This is a genomic window from Micromonospora sp. CNZ280 (genome assembly GCF_011759515.1).
The window spans coordinates 778,899-797,761 of the sequence record NZ_JAAOYP010000001.1 but is presented as its reverse complement, the minus strand read 5'-3'; the positions used below and the strand labels follow the sequence as shown (position 1 = coordinate 797,761).

The 18,863-nt window shown below is 75.1% G+C and carries 16 protein-coding genes; 12 read left to right on the top strand and 4 right to left on the bottom strand.

Going from position 1 to position 18,863, the window contains the following annotated elements; genetic code table 11:
• Positions 1-204 precede the first annotated feature (204 nt).
• From FHX32_RS03810 to FHX32_RS03780, 7 genes are all read left to right on the top strand, one after another.
• Positions 205-2,790, top strand: coding sequence for a nitrate- and nitrite sensing domain-containing protein (locus FHX32_RS03810; protein WP_167179480.1), 2,586 nt, complete (start codon positions 205-207; stop codon positions 2,788-2,790).
• A complete protein-coding gene (locus FHX32_RS03805; protein ID WP_208418281.1) occupies positions 2,787-3,212 on the top strand; it encodes a roadblock/LC7 domain-containing protein in 426 nt (141 codons plus the stop codon). The genes FHX32_RS03810 and FHX32_RS03805 overlap by 4 nt, the downstream gene beginning before the upstream one ends.
• Positions 3,202-3,591: a DUF742 domain-containing protein gene (locus tag FHX32_RS03800; protein ID WP_109899572.1), complete on the top strand. Its 390-nt coding sequence runs from the start codon at positions 3,202-3,204 to the stop codon at positions 3,589-3,591. The genes FHX32_RS03805 and FHX32_RS03800 overlap by 11 nt, the downstream gene beginning before the upstream one ends.
• The gene (locus tag FHX32_RS03795; RefSeq protein WP_167179478.1) at positions 3,572-4,168 is read left to right on the top strand and encodes an ATP/GTP-binding protein; all 597 of its coding nucleotides are present in this window, start codon (positions 3,572-3,574) and stop codon (positions 4,166-4,168) included. The genes FHX32_RS03800 and FHX32_RS03795 overlap by 20 nt, the downstream gene beginning before the upstream one ends.
• 143 nt (positions 4,169-4,311) lie before the next feature.
• Positions 4,312-5,349, top strand: coding sequence for a lactonase family protein (locus FHX32_RS03790; RefSeq protein WP_167179477.1), 1,038 nt, complete (start codon positions 4,312-4,314; stop codon positions 5,347-5,349).
• A 143-nt stretch (positions 5,350-5,492) separates the two neighbouring features.
• On the top strand, positions 5,493-7,253 hold the full coding sequence (locus FHX32_RS03785; RefSeq protein WP_167179476.1) for a VWA domain-containing protein: 1,761 nt from the start codon (positions 5,493-5,495) through the stop codon (positions 7,251-7,253).
• 220 nt (positions 7,254-7,473) lie between these two features.
• On the top strand, positions 7,474-8,958 hold the full coding sequence (locus FHX32_RS03780) for a sugar transferase (protein ID WP_167179475.1): 1,485 nt from the start codon (positions 7,474-7,476) through the stop codon (positions 8,956-8,958).
• A gap of 15 nt (positions 8,959-8,973) precedes the next feature.
• Here the strand turns inward: FHX32_RS03780 and FHX32_RS03775 are convergent, their stop codons facing one another.
• Positions 8,974-10,104 (bottom strand): PP2C family protein-serine/threonine phosphatase, encoded by a 1,131-nt coding sequence (locus tag FHX32_RS03775; RefSeq protein ID WP_167179474.1) that lies wholly within the window; start codon positions 10,102-10,104, stop codon positions 8,974-8,976.
• A 57-nt stretch (positions 10,105-10,161) separates the two neighbouring features.
• Between FHX32_RS03775 and FHX32_RS03770 the strand changes: the two genes are divergently transcribed.
• Positions 10,162-10,728 carry a MarR family transcriptional regulator gene (locus FHX32_RS03770; RefSeq protein WP_208417936.1) on the top strand — a complete coding sequence of 189 codons (567 nt, stop codon included), beginning with the start codon at positions 10,162-10,164 and terminating at the stop codon, positions 10,726-10,728.
• A 47-nt stretch (positions 10,729-10,775) separates the two neighbouring features.
• Here FHX32_RS03770 and FHX32_RS03765 read toward each other — a convergent pair whose 3' ends face one another.
• Together FHX32_RS03765 and FHX32_RS03760 are read right to left on the bottom strand one after the other, a co-directional pair.
• Positions 10,776-10,955 carry a hypothetical protein gene (locus tag FHX32_RS03765; RefSeq protein ID WP_167179473.1) on the bottom strand — a complete coding sequence of 60 codons (180 nt, stop codon included), beginning with the start codon at positions 10,953-10,955 and terminating at the stop codon, positions 10,776-10,778.
• A gap of 128 nt (positions 10,956-11,083) precedes the next feature.
• Positions 11,084-12,349, bottom strand: coding sequence for an ROK family transcriptional regulator (locus tag FHX32_RS03760; RefSeq protein WP_167179472.1), 1,266 nt, complete (start codon positions 12,347-12,349; stop codon positions 11,084-11,086).
• 48 nt (positions 12,350-12,397) lie between these two features.
• Here FHX32_RS03760 and xylA point away from each other — a divergent pair, with 48 nt between their 5' ends.
• The 4 genes from xylA (at position 12,398) to FHX32_RS03745 (ending at position 17,013) form a co-directional block, all read left to right on the top strand.
• Entirely contained in the window at positions 12,398-13,585 is a 1,188-nt protein-coding gene (xylA, locus tag FHX32_RS03755) for a xylose isomerase (RefSeq protein WP_167179471.1), read from the top strand.
• Positions 13,586-13,595: 10 nt separating this feature from the next.
• Positions 13,596-15,092, top strand: a complete 1,497-nt coding sequence (locus FHX32_RS03750) for an FGGY family carbohydrate kinase (RefSeq protein ID WP_167179470.1) — start codon at positions 13,596-13,598, stop codon at positions 15,090-15,092.
• 78 nt (positions 15,093-15,170) lie between these two features.
• Entirely contained in the window at positions 15,171-15,569 is a 399-nt protein-coding gene (locus FHX32_RS34860; RefSeq protein WP_486480897.1) for a DUF5925 domain-containing protein, read from the top strand.
• Positions 15,570-15,588: 19 nt separating this feature from the next.
• Positions 15,589-17,013, top strand: coding sequence for an MFS transporter (locus FHX32_RS03745; protein ID WP_167179469.1), 1,425 nt, complete (start codon positions 15,589-15,591; stop codon positions 17,011-17,013).
• A 169-nt stretch (positions 17,014-17,182) separates the two neighbouring features.
• Here FHX32_RS03745 and FHX32_RS03740 read toward each other — a convergent pair whose 3' ends face one another.
• Positions 17,183-18,847, bottom strand: coding sequence for a glycoside hydrolase family 13 protein (locus FHX32_RS03740; RefSeq protein ID WP_167182185.1), 1,665 nt, complete (start codon positions 18,845-18,847; stop codon positions 17,183-17,185).
• Positions 18,848-18,863 lie beyond the last annotated feature (16 nt).

Below are 18,863 nucleotides of genomic sequence, written 5' to 3'. Positions count from 1 at the left end.
CGAGCGCCCCGCCGACCGACCGGCGGGGCGCTCGTCGTCCGTCCGGGTCCACGGTGGAGGGCGCGACGGACGGTAGTGCTTCGGGCGCGGATTACGTATCCTGCCGAAGGCGCCCTGCCGGCGCCGCGGCCGGGCCCCGGCCGGCCGGAAGCCACCCGGTCGGCGTCGGTTGCCCCTGCCGCCATCCTTCCCGGCGAGGTCTGATTGAACACCCGCGACTGGCCGATCCGGTCCAAGCTGACCGCGCTGGTCGTCGTCCCGGTCACCGCACTGCTGGCGCTCTGGATCTTCGCCACCACGCTCACCTTCGGGCCCGCCCTCGATCTGCTCTCCGCCCGGACCCTCCTCTACGACCTGGGCCGCCCCGGCGAGGTCGTGGTGGCCGAGTTGCAGCGGGAACGCCGCCTCTCGGTGATCCAGCTCGCCGGGTCCGAGTCGCTGCCGGCGCTGGCCGAGCAGCGGGCGCGTACCGACCGGGCGGTGGCGGAGCTGCGCCGCCGGATCTCCGGCGACGACCTGCGGGACGCCGCCGACGACCACCTCGACGCCCGACTGGACCAGCTGGTCAGCGCCCTGGAGGGGTTGCCGCTCGGCCGCGGGTTCATCGATCGGCGGGCGGTGGACCGGGTCGGCGCGCTCAACCTCTACAGCGGGATGATCTCGTCGGCCTTCCAGACCTTCGCCGCCATGGCGACCCTGCCCGACCAGCAACTCAACCGGCAGGCGCTGGCCGTCACCGCGCTCGGCCGCTCCCGCGAGCTGCTCGGCCAGACCGACGCGCTGCTGGCCGGGGCGCTGGCCGCCGGCCGGTTCGCCGACGGCGAGCACGCCCAGCTGGTGCAGACCATCGGCAACCAGCGGTTCCTGGCCGAGACCGCGGTGGCGGACCTGCCCGACGCCGACCGCGCCGGCTACCAGCGGCTCATCGAGCAGGAGGCGTTCGGCCGGCTCCGCGCCATGCAGGACGCCCTGCTGGCCGCCGACCGGTCCGCCCGCCCGCCGGTCGACGGGCCGGCGTGGCAGGCCAGCTACGAGGCCGTCCACCAGGCGCTGCGGGACTTCGAGCTGGCCCAGGCCGACGGCCTGGCCGAGCGGTCGGTGCCGCTGGCGGTGCGGGTCCTGGTCCGGCTCGTCGCCGCCGGCCTGCTGGGGCTGACCGCCGTCGTGGTCGCGGTGGTGGTGGCGCTGCGGGTCGGTCGTTCCCTCGCGCAACGGCTCACCGGCGTACGCACGGCCGCGCTGGAAGTGGCCGAGCGCCGGCTGCCGGACGTGGTGGCCCGGCTGCGCCGCGGCGAGCAGGTGGACGTGACCCGGGAGGCGCCCCCGCTGGAGTACGGCGCGGACGAGATCGGCCAGGTGGGTCGGGCCTTCAACGAGGTGCAGCGGACGGCGGTGCAGGCCGCGGTGGACGAGGTGACCCTGCGCCGCGGCCTGAACGAGGTCTTCCTGAACATCGCCCGGCGCAGCCAGGGGCTGGTGCACCGGCAGCTCGCCCTGCTCGACCGGATGGAGCGGCACACCGAGGACCCGGACGAGCTGGCCGAGCTGTTCCGGGTCGACCACCTCGCCACCCGGCTGCGCCGGCACGCCGAGGACCTGGTCATCCTGGCCGGCGCGGCGCCGGGTCGAGGCTGGCGCAACCCGGTCGCCATGGTCGACCTGATCCGCGGCGCGATCTCCGAGGTCGAGTCGTACGACCGGGTCGACATCGCCACCGTGCAGCCCGCCGGCATCCTCGGCCGGGCGGTGGGTGACGTGATCCACCTGCTCGCCGAGCTGATCGAGAACGCCACCGCGTTCTCCCCGCCGGACAGCCGGGTGGAGGTGACCGGGGAGCGGGTGGCCAAGGGCTATGCCATCGAGATCACCGACCGGGGGCTGGGCATGTCGGCCGCGGCGATCGAGGACGCGAACCGGCGGCTGGCCCGCTCGCCCGAGTTCGATCCCAGCGAGACCGCCCGCCTCGGGCTGTTCGTGGTGGCCCGGCTTGCCGCCCGGCACGGGGTCCGGGTACGGCTGCGCCCGGCCGACCCCACCGGCCTGACCGCCGTGGTGCTGCTGCCGGCCGACCTGGTCACCGCCGAGCCGTCCCCGCTGCCCTGGCCGGCCGACGCCGAGCCGGCGCCGGCCGGGGCGACGCCTGGGCGACGCCAGTTGGACCGGGCCGACCGGCTGGCCAGCCTGCCCCGTCCCCGGACCGGCCGGACGACCCGGCCGCGTCCCACGCCGACCGCGCCCGACGGGACGGCCGAGCCGTCCGGGCCCGGCGGCGGTCCGCTGCCCGCCGCCCCGGCCGGCGAGATCGACGGGCTGCCCCGGCGGGTGCGCCGGCGGCCGCCCGCCCGCCCGGGAGCGGGGACGACCACCCGCCCGACGACGGAGTCGGCCGCGGTCGGCTCGGCGGCGGAGGCCGCGGCGAGCCCGACGACGTCCGCGGGCCGGCCGGCGGTGGACGCCCTGCCCGTGCGGCAACCGGTCGTGGACGCGCCGACCCTGCCGCAACCGGTGGTCGAGGCGCCCCGGTCGCGCACCCCGGAGGAGGCGCGCCGGTTCATGTCGGCGCTGCAGGCCGGCACCGCCCGGGGCCGTCGGGCGGCGACCGAGGGCGCCACCCCGAGCCGGGACGCGAATCAAACCGGACCGGCACCGGCCGGCCGACCGGCCGCCGAACCCGCCGGTCAGGCCGAACCTGCCGAGCCCGCCGTTGACGCTGCCGCGGAGGACGACGACCGCACAGCCGTCCTGCCGGCGGCCACCGAATCCCTGACCGCGACTGAGAGGGACGCCTGATGCTGCAGCCGACGAGGCAGAGTGCCGATCTCGACTGGTTGCTCGACGAGTTGGTGGACCGGGTGCCACCCGCCCGCGAGGCGGTGGTGCTGTCGGCGGACGGGCTCCTGCTCGGCGCGTCCGCCGGGCTGGAGCGGGCGGACGCGGAGCACCTGTGTGCGCTCGCCTCCGGCCTGTCCAGCCTGGCCCGGGGGGCGAGCCGGCACGTCGCGGGCGGACCGGTCCGGCAGACCGTGGTGGAGATGGAGTCGGCGTACCTGCTCGTCACGGCGGCCGGGCAGGGGGCCTGCCTGGCCGTGGTCAGCGAGGCCGACGCCGACATCGGCCTGGTGGCGTACGAGATGGCGATGCTGGTGACCCGGGTGGGCGAGAACCTGACAGCCCCGGCCCGGTCGGCGGTGGGAGCGGCCGATGCGGACTGAGTCGCCCGGGCCGCAGCACGAGTGGCTGGACGGCGACGCCGGCCCCGTGGTGCGGCCCTACACGCTCACCGGCGGGCGGGTCCGGTCGGCCGTCGACGGCTTCGACCTGGTCGCGTTCGTGCTGGCCGAGCCCGGCGCCGATCTGGCCGCCCATCCGGAGCTGCAACCGGAGCACCGCCGACTGGTCGAGCTGGCCGGCCGGCCGGTCCCGGTGGCCGAGCTGGCGGCCGACCTCGACCTCGCGGTCGGCGTGGTCCGGGTGCTGCTCGGTGACCTGCTGGCCCGGGGCGTGGTCGCCGTGCACCAGCCGCCGCGCACCACCTACCTGCCCGACAACGACATCCTCAAGGCGGTGGTCAGTGGACTCCGTGCGCTATGACGGTGAGCGGGCCCGGATCCCGCTCGCCCTGAAGATCCTCATCGCCGGGGGTTTCGGAGCTGGCAAGACGACGCTGGTCAGCGCGCTGAGCGAGGTCCGGCCGCTGCAGACCGAGGAGGTGCTGACCGGGGCCGGGGTCGGCACCGACGATCTCTCGGGAGTGGAGACCAAGTCGACCACCACGGTGGCGATGGACTTCGGTCGGATCACCATCAACGAGGACCTCCAAGTCTACCTCTTCGGCACCCCCGGCCAGGACCGCTTCTGGTTCCTCTGGGACGAGCTGGCCTTCGGCGCGCTCGGCGCGGTGGTGCTCGCCGACACCCGGCGACTGGCCGACTGCTTTCCCTCGATCGACTACTTCGAGCAGCGCGGCATCCCGTTCGTGGTCGGGGTGAACTGCTTCGACGGCGCCCGCCGGTTCAGCCTGGAGACCGTACGCCAGGCCCTCGACCTGGACCCCGAGGTGCCGTTGGTGCTCTGCGACGCCCGGGACCGGCAGTCCGGCAAGCTGGTGCTGATCGAGCTGGTCGAGCACGTGGCCCGGCAGCGCGGCCAGCCGGTGCCGGCGGCCTGAGCGCGTGGTGCGGCGGTCCGGCGGCGACCCGGGAAGCGACCGGCCGAGCCGGCGGGAATCGGTGCGGCGAATCGAGGCTAACGGTCGGGCGTTCCGGGAACCCTCTGGTTGGATCGACGCAGGAGCGCGCGGAGGGTGGATCGGTGACAGATCAGGGCACGATCGTCCACGTCGGCGGCTACACGGAGCACAGCGGCGGCCGCGCCACGGGCATCGTGGCGGCCCGGCGGGACCCGGACTCCGGCGAACTCACCCCGCTGGGCACGGTAGCGGTCACCCCGTCGCCGTCGTTCCTCGCCCGGCACCCCGCCCTGCCGGTGCTCTACGCCGTCAACGAGCTCTCCACCGGTGAGGTCAGCGCCTGGCGGGTCGCGCCGGACGGCGGGCTCACCGCGCTCGGCGCCCAGCTCAGCGGCGGTGTCGAGCCCTGCCACCTGGCGGTCGCCCCGGACGGGCGGCACCTGTTCGTGGCCAACTACGGCGACGGCAGCGTGGCGGTACTCCCGCTCGACCCGCAGGGGGTGCCCGGCGAGCGCACCGACCTGGTACAGCACGAGGGGCACGGCGCCGACCCCGAGCGCCAGGACCGGGCGCACGGCCACATGGTCTCGCCGGACCCGGGGAGCGGGCCGCTGCTCGCGGTCGACCTGGGCACCGACTCGGTCTACCGGTACGACCTGGACGCCGCCACCGGCCGGCTGGTGCCCCGGGCGCCCCGGGTGCGTACCCACGCCGGGACCGGCCCCCGGCACCTGGCCCGGCACCCGGACGGCGCGCGCTGCTATCTGGCCGGCGAACTGGACGCCTCGGTCACCGCGTACGAGCTGACCGCCGACGGCGCGCTGCACCAGCGGGGCCGGGTCGACGCCAGCGAGCGGGCCGGGCACGTGCAGCCGTCCGAGATCGCGGTCGGGCCGGACGGGCGCTTCCTGTACGTGGCCAACCGCGGGGTGGGCACCGTCTCGGTCTTCTCCCTCGCCGGCCAGCTGCCGGAGCTGGTCGCCGAGGTGGACACCGGTGGGGAGTGGCCGCGGCACTTCGCGCTGATCGGGGCGCACCTCTACGTGGCCGACGAGCGGGCCGACATGGTCCGGGTGTTCCGGGTCGATCCGGCCACCGGCGTGCCGGCCCCGGTGGGCGAGCCGGTGCCGCTGCCGAGCCCCACCTGCGTGCTGCCCTGACCGAGCCGGAAAGCCTTGTTCGGCAACGCCTTGAGGCTGACCAGTCACTCAACGTCGCTAAACAGTGATCAACTGTTTCTCCTCCGTAACTTTCGTCCGTTCGGTTATGGCAGTCCACCCTTCGGATACGCAAGATGGTCTGCGTGTCAGCAGGCCGCCATCGCATGCGTTCGAATCTCAACGGAGCCGCCGCCGCAGCAGCGGTCGGCGTTCTCGTCGTCACCGCGGGGGGCTGGTTCGGCTATCAGCAGCTCGCCGGCCCGGACTGCTCGGGCAAGGTGGAGCTCTCCGTCGCGGTCGCCACGGAGCTGGCTCCCGCCGTCAGCGGGGCCGCCGACCAGTGGGTCAAGGACGGGGCGGCGGTTGGCGGCACCTGCATCGCGGTGACGGTGTCGGCCTCCGACCCGGTCGAGGTGGCCGCCACGGTGGCCGCCAAGCACGGCGCCGTGCTGGCCGGCGTCGGCCAGGCCAGCGGCACGGCGGTCAGCCCGGACGTCTGGATCCCGGATTCGTCCACCTGGCTGGCCCGGCTGAAGGACGGCGGCGCGACCGCCTTCGACCCGGCCAACGGGGCGTCGATCGCGCGCAGCCCGGTGGTCGTGGCGGTGCCCGAGCCGATCGCCTCCACCCGGCTCGGCTGGCCGGAGAAGAAGCTGACCTGGAACAACCTGCTCGGCGCGCTGAAGAGCGACAAGCCGCTGAACACCGGGATCGTCGAGCCGACCAAGGACGCGGCCGGGCTCTCCGGGCTGCTGTCGCTGACCGCCGCCGCCGCGGCCGCCGGCGGCCCGGAAGCGCAGAAGGACACCGTCGGTGCGCTGCGCGCCCTGGCCAACAGCCGCTCAAGGCTGCGCCAGGACCTGCTGGCCCGGTTCCCGACCTCGCCGGATCCCACCACGATCGCCAGCGGCCTCGGCGCCGCGCCGCTCTCCGAAGAGGACGTGATCGAGTACAACAGCAAGAAGCCGCCGGTCCCGCTGGCCGCGCTCTACCTGGAGCCGGCGCCGATGCCGCTGGACTACCCGTACGCGGTGCTGCCCGGTATCGAGCCGGCCAAGGCGTCCGCGGCCCGGGTGCTCTTCGAGGTGCTCACCACCGCCACCTTCCGCAATCGGCTGGCGGTCCAGTCGCTGCGCGCCCCGGACGGCAACTGGGGCGACGGCTTCGAGGCGCCGGTGGGCGCGCCCAGCCCGGCGGGTGGCGCGCCGGCGCCGCCGACCGCGGGCGGTACCGCGGCCGGTGGGCTGGACGCCGCCGCGATCGGCAGCGCGGTCTCCAGTTGGGCGATCGCCACCCAGTCCGGCCGGATGCTGGCCGTCATCGACGTCTCCGGTTCGATGAAGGCCGAGGTGCCCACCGCCAACAACGCCACCCGGCAGCAGGTCACCGTCGAGGCGGCCCGCCGCGGCCTGACCCTCTTCGACGACTCCTGGGCGATCGGGCTCTGGACCTTCTCCACCAACCTCGACGGCAGCCGCGACTACCGGCAACTGGTGTCCATCGGCCGGCTCTCCAGCAAGCGCGGGCAGCTGGAGCAGGCGCTCGGCGGCATCCGGTCCTCCAGCGGTGACACCGGCCTCTACGACACCATGCTCGCCGCCTACAAGAACGTCCAGGAGGGCTGGGAGGCCGGCCGGGTCAACTCGATCGTGCTCTTCACCGACGGCAAGAACGACGACGCCAACGGCATCTCCCAGCAGAAGCTGCTCTCCGAGCTCAACAAGATCAAGGACCCGGAGCGGCCGATCCAGGTCGTGATCATCGGTATCGGCAACGCGGTCAGCAAGGCCGAGCTGGAGTCGATCACCAAGGTCACCGGCGGCGGCGCGTTCGTCACCGAGGACCCGACCAAGATCGGCGAGATCTTCCTGAAGGCGATCGCGCTGCGCAAGGCGCCCGCCTGAGCCTTCGGACAGCCTGAAAAGGGCCCGACGTACCGCTGCATCCGGTACGCCGGGCCCTTTCCCGTCGCCGCCTGGTCGGGAAAAGTGACGGCAATACGTCCGAAGCAATCGGCCACCATAGTTGTCGGGGCAGGATGTCGTTCGTGCTCCCGCACCGTCGGTCCCGCGATCCGGGCCGGCCGTCACCCGGGGGCCGCCGGCGACCGATGTGGGAGGTTCGGTGACCTCGGCGACGCTGTTGACCCCCGCACGGGCGCCGACGGCACCGGACGGCTCGCCCTCCGGCCTGGTGGCCCGCGCCGACGAGCGGGCCTACGTCCGCGTGCTGGTGGTGCTGGACGCCAGCGTCCTGACCGTCGCCGTGCTGATCGGCTACGTCGCCCGGTTCGGCGAGGACGTCCCGACCGGCTCCCGGATCCCGTACGTGCTGGTGGCGCCCGGGGTGGTGCTCGCCTGGCTGGTCTCGCTCAAGGCGCTGGGCTGCTACGACGACCGGGTGCTCGGCTACGGGGCGGACGAGTACCGCCGGGTCAGCGCCGCGAGCCTGCGGCTGGCCGGCGGGGTGGCGATCGCCGGCTATGTCGCCGACGTCGGCATCTCCCGGGGCTTCCTGGCCGTCTCCTTCGCCGTCGGCACGCTCGGGCTCGAGGTGGCCCGGTTCGCCGCCCGCAAGCGGCTGCACCGGGCCCGGTCCCGGGGCGCCGGCTGGTCGCGCAAGGTGCTGGTGGTGGGCGACACCGCGCACGTGCTGGAACTGGTGCACACGCTGCGCCGGGAGCCGTACGCCGGCTACCACGTGGTCGGCGCGTGCATCCCGGACGCGCTGCTGGCCCCGGTGGCGCAGCGGCTGGGCGACGTGCCGGTGGTCGGCTCGTTCCGGGGCATCCCTGAGGCGGCCACCGCGATCGGCGCGGACACCGTCGCCGTCACCGCCTCCGGCGAGCTGACCGCCACCCGGCTGCGCCGGCTGGGGTGGCAGCTGGAGGGCACCGGCATCGACCTGGTGGTCGCCCCGGCGCTGACCGACGTGGCCGGCCCGCGCATCCACACCCGGCCGGTGGCCGGGCTGCCGCTGATCCACGTCGAGGCCCCCGAGTTCCGGGGTGTCCGGAAGCTGGTCAAGGGCCTCGTCGACCGGTCCGCCGCCGCGCTGGCCGTGGCGCTGCTGCTGCCGGTACTGGCGCTGATCGCGCTGGCCATCCGGCTGGACAGCCGGGGGCCGGCGCTGTTCCGGCAGATCCGGGTCGGTCAGGGCGGCCGCGAGTTCGGGGTGTTCAAGTTCCGCACCATGGTGGTGAACGCGGACGAGCTGCTGGCCGAACTGGCCGCCCGCAACGAGACCGACGGCCTGATGTTCAAGATGCGCGACGACCCCCGGGTCACCCGGATCGGCCGGCTGCTGCGCAAGTGGTCGCTGGACGAGCTGCCGCAGCTGGTCAACGTCCTGCTCGGGCAGATGAGCCTGGTCGGTCCCCGGCCGCCGCTGCCCGCCGAGGTGGCCCGCTACGAGGGCGACGTGGCCCGCCGGCTGCTGGTGAAGCCGGGCATGACCGGGCTCTGGCAGGTCAGCGGCCGGTCCGACCTGAGCTGGGAGGACGGCATCCGGCTGGACCTCTACTACGTGGAGAACTGGTCGCTCGCGGCCGACCTGACCATCCTGTGGAAGACCTTCGGCGCGGTGCTGCGCAGCCGCGGGGCGTACTGACCGCCGGGCCGCGGGTCACGACCGCGGGCCGGTCCAGTCCAGGCAGACCACCACTGCGTCGTCCACCAGGTCGCCGGCGACGAACGCGCGCAGGTCGCCGATCAACGAGCGGACGGCGTCCAGCGGCTCCATCGGGCCGGTCCGGCGCAGGAAGCGGTCCAGCGCGGTCTCGCCGTACCGGACGTTCTGCCCGGTGGCGTCGATCACGCCGTCGCTGACCACGAAGAGCCGGTCGCCGGGGCGCAGCGTGAGGTGCTGCTCCCGGTAGTCGGTCGCCTCGAACATGCCGAGTGGGAACTGCTCCTCCAGCGGCTGTTCGGTCACCTCGCCGTCGCGGAGCAGCACCAGCCGGGGCGAGCCGGCGTCGACCACGGTCAGCATGCCGGTGCGCAGCTCCAGCTGCATCAGCAGGGCGGCCAGGTGCTGACTGCCCCGGTGCAGGTCGTAGACGGCCTGGTCGGCCAGGGCGGCCTGATCGGCCAGGCTCAGGCCGGCCCGCCGGGCGTTGCGCAGCGCGTGGGTGGCGAGCGTGGTGAGCATCGCCGCCTCGACGCCCTCGCCCGAGCCGTTGATCGTGGACAGCCAGAGCCGGTCGCCGTCGTCGGCCCAGTCGAAGCTGTCGCCGCGCACCGCGTACGCCGGCTCCAGCTGGCCGGCCAGCCGGAAGGTCGGGCGGGTACGGCTGCGGCCGGGCAGCATCTCCCACTGCATCTCGGCGGCGAGGGTGAGCCGCCGGCTGCGCCGGGCGGCCCGGTAGACGTCCGTGCCGGCGGAGACGGCGGCCAGCTCGTGGGCCAGCGCGGTGGCGATCTCGGCCAGCCCGTCCAGCGCCGCCGGGCCGGCCGGCACCGGGGTGACCCGGAGCACCCCGCGCCGTTCCCCGCGCATGGAGACCGGCAGGTAACCCACCTGGTCGGCGACGATCGGCGCCTGGTGGTCGAAGCAACGCCAGGCCGGATGCCCCGGCGCGGTGACCGGCTCGCCGTCGTGCAGCGGCAGCAGCGCGGAGAGCCGGTAGTCGACCTGGAACAGCTCGGTGCCGGTCACGCCGTACGACCCGGCGAGCACGGCGGCGACACGATCCACCAGCAGGTCGGCCGGGGAGTGGACGAGGGCGCGCCGGGCCTGGTCGACGGGTTCGCTCATCGGAGCTCCAATCACAAGCCCAAAGACCAGCTGAGGCGGAGTAGTCTCGGGCCCACCATGGCGGAACTGCATGGTCCACCGGGACCCGACACGAGTATCGCTGCCGAACTGGACGCGGCGGCGGGTGCCCTGCTGACCGTATGGGAGGCGGCGCGGGAACGCACGACCAGCCGGATCTCCGGTGCCCAGTTGCGCGCCGTGATGGTGGTCGAGCAGCAGGACGGGATCAACCTGCGCCGGCTGGCCACCGGCCTGGACATGCTGCTCTCCTCGGCGAGCCGGCTCTGCGACCGGCTGGTCGCCGCCGGGCTGCTGGAGCGGGAACCCGGCCGGTTCGACCGCCGGGAGATCTCGCTGCACCTCACCCCGGAGGCCCGCCGGCTCCTCGCCGAGCTGCGGGACGACCGCCGCCAGCAACTCGCCGCGATCCTGGCCGACATGACCCCCGCGGGCCGGCAGGCCCTGCTGGACGGGATGCGGGAGTTCGACGAGGCGGCCCGCCGGCGGGAGGTCCGCTCCGTCGAGCCGGTCGGCCCCTGGTCGTCCGAGGCCGCCGCGGCGGAGCGCCCGCTCGGGGTGCCGCCCGAGTGGCCGGGCGAACAGTCGGTGGCCCGGACCGCCTGACCGGCTGACCCGCCGACTCCGCTACCGGCCCCGCCGGGCGCGCGGGGTCAGCCCGCCGCCGCCGTGACGGCGAGCATCGCGATGTCGTCCTGGCTCCGCCCGGCCAGCCCGTCGAGCAGTTCACGGGCCAGCCGGGGGTCGGCCGGGATCCCGCCACCGCCACCGCGGCGGCGGCCGGCGGAGGAGACCGGCGCGCCGTCCGCGCCGGCCGGTCGGGTCGTGGTCACCGCCGATCGCCGGGCCCTGCGGCCTGTCGACCTGTGGTCATGCTGGTCGGGCACTCCTCGCCTGGAGGTCGCTGCCTGCGGCAAGCGTACCGAGGCGGGTGGCGGGGCGCCGGTGGCGCGATGCCGGGTCAGCTCGGCCGGGCCAGCCAGCCGCCGGGGCGGGCGACGATCCGGCGGACCACCGAACCGGCGGCGCCGACCGCCGCGGCGGCCGCGCCGAGGGTCGCCGGCCGGACGGTGACCGGTGACCAGGCGGCGGTCAGCACCCGCGCGGAGATCTCGGTGAGCACCGGCGGGCACAACCAGCGGGCCAGCGGGGCGTAGCCGCCACCGAGCACCACCGTGTCCAGGTCCAGCAGGTTCACCACGGCCGCGACCGCCACGCCGAGGGCGGTGCCGGCGTCGTGCAGGGCGCGCAGGGCGGCCGGGTCGCCCGCGCCGGCCAGCTCCGCCAGCCGGGCCGCGGCGGTGTCCGCCGGCAGGTCCGCCCCGGCCAGCCCGGCCGCGGCCAGGATGGCCTCCTGGCCGGCGTACCGCTCCAGGCAGCCGCGGCCGCCGCACCGGCACGGCTGGCCCTCGGGGCGGACCGGGATGTGCCCGATCTCGCCGCTCCAGCCGCGTGCGCCGCGGAAGAGATCGCCGTCCAGCACGATCCCGGCGCCGATGCCGACCTCGCCGGAGATGTGCAGGAAGCTGGCCGGCCCGGGTGGCCCGGCGTGCAGTTCGCCGAGCGCGGCGAGGTTCGCCTCGTTGTCGACCACCAGGGGCGGCACCCCGTCGATCCGTTCGGTCAGCGGTGGGTGCCCGGCGAGCAGCGCCGGGACCGGCACGCCCCGCCAGCCGAGGTTGGGCGCGAGGCGGACCAACCCGGCGTCGTCGACCAGGCCGGGCACGGCGAGGGCCGCGCCGGCCAGGGTGAGCCCCTGGTCGGCCGCGTCGGCGCGGGCCTGGGCGGCCAGCTCGACCAGCCGGGCGAGGGTCTCGGCGGGGGAGACCGGCCGCAGGTCGGCCCGGCGCACCGTGTGGTGCCGGACCCGGCCGGCGAGGTCGACCACGCAGGCGGCCAGGTAGTCGACGTTGATCTCCAGGCCGAGCCCGGCCGGGCCGTCGTCGGCGAGCACCAGGCCGCGGGCGGGCCGGCCGGCCCCGGTACGCGGCGTCGGCTCCGCCTCGGCGACCAGCCGCCCGGTGACCAGGTCCTCCACCACGGCGGAGACGGTGGCCCGGGTCAGCCCGGTCTCGGCGGCCAGCTCGGCCCGGGACGGGGGGCGCTCGGCGGCGGCGATCCGGCCCAGCACCACGGCGAGGTTCAGCTCGCGCAGGCTGCCCTGCCGGACCGCCCCGGCGGTCGTGTCGGGTCGGCGCACCCCTTGACACTGCCACAGGTGGGGCATTTAATTCAACCACTGAACAAATAGCGGACGACACCCCGGAGGTCTGCCATGGCACCCCGTCCCACCCCCGCCGACAAGTTCTCCTTCGGCCTCTGGACGGTGGGCTGGCCGGCCCGCGACCCGTTCGGCGACGCCACCCGGCCGGCGCTCGACCCGGTCGAGGCGGTGCACCGGCTCGCCGAGCTCGGCGCGTACGGGATCACCTTCCACGACGACGACCTGGTGCCGTTCGGCGCCGACGCGGCCACCCGCGACCAGCACATCGCCCGGTTCCGCAAGGCCCTCGACGAGACCGGCCTGGTGGTGCCGATGGTGACCACCAACCTCTTCAACCACCCGGTCTTCAAGGACGGCGGCTTCACCAGCAACGACCGCGACGTCCGGCGCTACGCGCTGCGCAAGGTGCTGCGCAACGTCGACCTGGCCGCCGAACTCGGCGCCAAGACCTTCGTCATGTGGGGTGGCCGCGAGGGCTCCGAGTACGACGTGGCCAAGGACGTCCGGGCCGCGCTGGACCGCTACCGCGAGGCGGTCGACCTGCTCACCCAGTACGTCATCGACCGCGGCTACGACCTGCGGTTCGCGCTGGAGCCCAAGCCGAACGAGCCGCGGGGCGACATCCTGCTGCCCACCGTCGGGCACGCGCTCGCCTTCATCTCCACCCTGGCCCACCCGGAGCTGGTCGGCCTCAACCCCGAGGTGGGGCACGAGCAGATGGCCGGGCTGAACTTCGCCCACGGCATCGCCCAGGCGCTCTGGCAGGGCAAGCTGTTCCACATCGACCTCAACGGCCAGCGCGGCGTCAAGTACGACCAGGACCTGGTCTTCGGCCACGGCGACCTGCTCAACGCGTTCGCCCTGGTCGACCTGCTGGAGAACGGCGGCCCCGGCGGCACGCCCGCCTACGACGGCCCCCGGCACTTCGACTACAAGCCGTCGCGCACCGAGGACTTCACCGGGGTCTGGGCCTCGGCCGCCGCCAACATGCGCACCTACCTGTTGCTCAAGGAGCGGGCCGCGGCGTTCCGCGCCGACCCGGAGGTGGCCGAGGCGCTGGCCACCGCGAAGGTGGGCGAGCTGAGCACGCCGACGCTCGCCCCCGGCGAGACGTACGCCGACCTGCTCGCCGACCGGTCCGCCTTCGAGGAGCTGGACGTCGACGCGGTGGCCGCCCGGGGCTTCGGCTTCGTCCGGCTCAACCAGCTCGCCGTCGAGCACCTGCTCGGCGCCCGCTGAGGCGGCGGCGGTGACCCTCGTCGCCGGGGTGGACTCCTCCACCCAGTCCTGCAAGGTGGTCGTCCGGGACGCGGAGACCGGCGCGCTGCTGCGGCAGGGCCGGGCGCCACACCCGGACGGCACCGAGGTCGACCCCGAGGCCTGGTGGCGGGCCCTGGGCGCGGCCGTCGAGGCGGCCGGCGGATTGGCCGACGTCGCGGCCGTCTCGGTCGCCGGCCAGCAGCACGGCATGGTCGCCCTCGACGAGGCGGGCCGGACGGTCCGGCCGGCGCTGCTGTGGAACGACACCCGCTCCGCCGGGGCTGCCGCCGAGCTGGTCGAGGAGGCCGGCGGCGGCGAGGCCGGCGGGCGGTTCTGGGCGGACGCGGTGGGCAGCGTGCCGGTGGCCAGCTTCACCGTCACCAAGTTGCGCTGGCTGGCCCGGCACGAGCCGGCGCAGGCGGGCCAGGTGGCGGCGGTCTGCCTGCCGCACGACTGGCTGACCTGGCGGCTGGCCGGCGCGGCCGGGTTGGCCGCCCTGCGCACCGACCGGGGCGACGCCAGCGGCACCGGCTACTGGTCGCCGGCGACCGGTGAGTACCGGTTCGACCTGCTGGAGCGGGCCTTCGGCCGGCGGCTGCAGGTGCCGACGGTGCTCGGGCCGGCGGAACCGGCGGGCGTCCTGCACCCGGCGGCGTTCCGGGTGGCGCCGGCCATCTCGTCCGGCGAGCCGTCCGGGCTGCCATGGCCGCCCGGGCCCGGCCGGGCGCGGACCGGTGACGCCCCGCTGCTCGGCCCCGGCACCGGGGACAACGCCGCCGCCGCGCTCGGCGTCGGCGCCGGCCCCGGCGACGTGGTGGTCTCGATCGGCACCTCCGGGACGGTGTTCAGCGTCGCCGACACCCCGGCCGCCGACCCCACCGGGATCGTCGCCGGGTTCGCCGACGCCACCGGCCGCCACCTGCCGCTGGTCTGTACGCTCAACGCGGCCCGGGTGCTCGACGCCGCGGCGGCGATGCTCCGGGTCGGCCTGGACGAGCTCGCGGAGCTGGCGCTCGCCGCCCCGGCCGGTGCCGACGGGCTGGTCATGGTGCCCTACCTGGAGGGCGAGCGGACGCCGAACCGGCCGACCGCCACCGGCGCGGTGCACGGGTTGACCCTGCGTACCTCCACCGCGGCGCACCTCGCCCGGGCGGCCGTCGAGGGCATGCTCTGCGCCCTCGCCGACGGCCTGGACGCCATCGTCGCGCAGGGCGTGACCCCGCGCCGGGTGATCCTGGTGGGCGGTGGCGCCCGATCGGCCGCGGTGCGCCGGATCGCGCCGCAGGTCTTCGGCTGTCCCGTGGTGGTGCCCCCGCCCGGCGAGTACGTCGCCGACGGCGCGGCCCGCCAGGCCGCCTGGGTCGCCCTGGGCGGTGCGGCGGCGCCCGAGTGGGCGGTCGAGGGCATCGAGGAGTACGAGGCAGAGCCCGTCCCGGCTGTCCGGGAGCGGTACGCCGCCGCCCGGGAGCACGTCATCGAGCGCTGACCGGCCGTCGCCGGCCGGGGGAGCGTCCTGTCCCGGCCCGGCGGCGGTTGGTAAACCGCTGTACGCGGGCTCCGCCGGATGGGGATGATCATTCGACGTGCCACCCTCGCCAGTGCCGCCTGCCGACCCGGCCGGCGTCGCCCCGTTGCCGGTGATGCGTACGACGACGTCGACAGTCCCACCGACGTGGTGGACGCCCTGCTGCTCGCCGACTTCGTCAGCGGGCGGCATCCGTGGGCGCGTACCGCGCGGCTGGCCAAGCTCCGTCCCGGGGCGGATCGAGGTCGGGCCGCTGTCGTACGCCGAGGCGACCACCTGGCTGGGCGGCGCGCCCGGCGTGCCGGTCGGCGGCACCACCCTCGCCGAGCTACGCGCACCGGGCCGGCGCACCCGTCGTCGCGGACCCGCCGGTGGCCATCGGTGGCTACCTGTGAGCCGGTCGGCCCGACGGCGAGCCTTCACCCGGTCGTGATCTGACCCTGGTTGGCTGCCGCACATGACCTTGACCAGGGGCGGCCCGGCGCGGGCCTGGGGCGGTACGGCCGCGCACCGGTTCTACAGCGTGGTGGTCTTCGTGCTGCTGGCCTCACTGGACAACGTGGCGATCGGCCTGGTGCCCCCGCTGTACGGGTCGATCGCCGAGGCGTTCGACGTGCCGCAGCGGTCGCTCGGCCTGGTCACCGCGGTGAGCTTCCTGGTCAGCGCGGTGGCCGCGGTGGCCTGGGCGTACGTCGGCGACCGCGGCAACCGCAAGCCGCTGCTCATGGTCGGCACCCTGATCTGGGCGCTGGGCACCGCCGGCAGCGGGGTCGCCGGTAACTACCCGGCCTTCCTGGCCGCGCAACTGCTCGCCGCGGTCGGTCTCGGCGCGGTCGGTTCGGTCGGCTTCTCGGTGGTCACCGACCTGATCTCGCCCCGCCGCCGGGGGCTGGTGATGAGCTTCTGGGGGCTCTCGCAGGGCGTCGGCACGCTGGCCGGCACGCTGGTCGGCGGGCTGCTCGGGGCCGCCGACTGGCGGCGGCCGTTCCTGTTGCTGACCGTGGTCGGGCTGGCCGCCACCGCGGCGTACCTGTTCACCTACGACATCCGGCGCGGCGAGAGCCAGCCGGAGCTGGCCGACGCGCTGGCCACCGGCGCCGAGTACGACTACCGGATCAGCCGGGCCGACCTGCCCCGGATTCTCGACCGGCGGACCAACCGCTGGCTGATCCTGCAGGGCCTCACCGCGCAGGCGGCCTTCGGGTCGCTGGTCTGGCTGCCGGTGCTCTTCCGCGAACGGGCCGAGGCGCAGGGCTACTCCGGCCCGACGGCGGTGGTGGTGGGCAGCGTCTTCGCCACCCTGTTCCAGCTCGGCGGGGTGTTCTCCATCGTCGGCGGGCTGGCCGGCGACGCGTTGCACCGGCGTACGCCGCGGGGCCGGGCCCTGGTGGCGGCGATCGGCATCCTCGCGGCGCTGCCGTTCTACCTGGTGCTCTTCTTCGTGCCGATCCGCATCGACGTGCCCGACGGCGCCGCCAACGGTGCGGTGGTGCGGGCGGTGCTGGGCAGTGTGTTCACCGAGCCGACCGTCGGGCTGAGCCTGCTCGCCGCGGTGTTCGCGCTCGCGCTCACCTCGGCCAACTCGCCGAACTGGTTCGCCCTGATCGCCGACGTCAACCCGCCCGAGCACCGGGGCACCGTCTACAGCCTCGGCAACCTGGTCAACGGAGTTGGCCGGGCCGGCGGCAACTATCTCGTCGGCGTGGCCTTCCAGGTGCTGCGGGCGGCGTTCCCGCCGCCGCTGAACTACGCCGTCGGGCTGGCCGCGTTCCAGCTGTTCTTCATCCCGACCGGGATCATGTACTGGCTGGCGTCCCGCACCTCGCCGGAGGACATCGCCGAGGTGCACGAGGTGCTGGCCGCCCGCGCCGAACGGCTGTGAGGGGCACCGGCCGCCGGGCTCCGCGCTGCCGCCGACCGGTCACCGCACCCTCGTGGCGCCACGCCCGCTGGAGCTGATGTCGTCACCGACGCACCGTGGTGAATCGGCTACGACATCAGCTCCAGAGGCACCGGCTCACCGGCTGGCGCGGCCCGGCCGGGGGCGTTGGTCAGCCGCGGACCCAGACCGTGACGTCGGTGGGCACCGCGCCGTCCTCGGTCAGCGGAGCGCTGGCCAGCACCAGCTCGCCACCGGCCGGCAGCGGCACCGGGGCGGCGCCGAAGTTGGTCAGCACGGTCAGCCCGCCGGTGCGGAAGGAGAGCACCTCGTCGCCGGAGGCGAGCCAGGTCAGCGGCCCCCGGCCCAGTCCGTGCGCGCGGCGCAGCCGCAGCGCCGAGCGGTACAGCTCGTAGGTGGAGCCGGTGACGCCGCGCTGGCGGTCCAGCGCGTGCTCGGCCCAGGTCGGCGGCTGCGGCAGCCAACTGACGTCGGTCGGCCCGAAGCCGTACGACGGGGCGTCGGCCTCCCACGGGATCGGCACCCGACAGCCGTCCCGGCCGCGCTGGGTGTGGCCGCTGCGCTCCCAGGTCGGGTCCTGCCGGGCCTCGTCGGGCATCGTGGTGTGCTCCGGCAGCCCCAGCTCCTCGCCCTGGTAGAGGTACGCCGAGCCGGGCAGGGCGAGCATCAGCAGGGTGGCCGCCCGGGCCCGGCGCAGGCCGAGCGCGGCGTCCGGCTGCGGGTCGCCGATGCCGATGCCGTTCGGCCGGGGGTTGCCGACCGGCAGGCCGAGCCGGGAGGCGTGCCGCACCACGTCGTGGTTGGAGAGCACCCAGGTGGTCGGGGCGCCCACCGAGTCGGTGGCCTCCAGCGAGCGGGTGATCACCGCGTACTGGGCCGGCGCGGTCCAGGAGGCGAGCAGGTACTCGAAGTTGAACGCCTGGTGCATCTCGTCCGGGCGGACGTAGCGGGCCAGCCGCTCGGCCGGCTCGACCCAGGCCTCGGCGACCAGGATCCGCCCACCCGGGTAGCCGTCCAGCACCCGGCGCCACTCCCGGTAGATCTCGTGCACGCCGTCCTGGTCCCACATCGGCGGCCGCGGCTTGTCGATCTCGTTGCCGGAGAGGATCTCCTGGGGCTCCTGCCAGTCCGCCAGGTCGGCCTGCTTGATCAGGCCGTGCGCCACGTCGACCCGGAAGCCGTCCACCCCGCGGTCCAGCCAGAACCGCAGCACGTCCAGGAACTCGGCACGCACCTCCGGGTTGTCCCAGTTCAGGTCCGGCTGCCCGGTGTCGAACAGGTGCAGGTACCACTGGCCCGGGCGGCCGTCGGCCTCGGTGACCCGGGTCCAGGCCGGCCCGCCGAAGACGCTCTGCCAGTCGTTCGGCGGTCGGTCGCCGTCCGGGCCGAGGCCGTCGCGGAAGACGTACCGGTCGCGCTCGGGGCTGCCCGGCCCGGCCGCCAGCGCGGCGGAGAACCAGCGGTGCGCCGACGAGGTGTGGTTGGGCACCAGGTCGACGATCACCCGCAGCCCGCGGGCGTGCGCCTCGGCGATCAGCTTGTCGGCGTCGCCGAGCGTGCCGAAGAGCGGGTCCACGTCCCGGTAGTCGGCCACGTCGTACCCGGCGTCGGCCTGCGGCGACGGGTAGAACGGCGACAGCCAGAGCGCGTCCACGCCCAGTTCGACCAGGTGGTCGAGGCGGCCGGTGATGCCCGGCAGGTCGCCGATCCCGTCGCCGTCCGAGTCGGCGAAGGAGCGCGGGTAGACCTGGTAGATGACGGCCTCGGTCCACCAGCCGGGGGTGGACGGTTCCTGCTGCGTCGGGTTGTTGTTCAGGGTCTTCTCCTGTGCG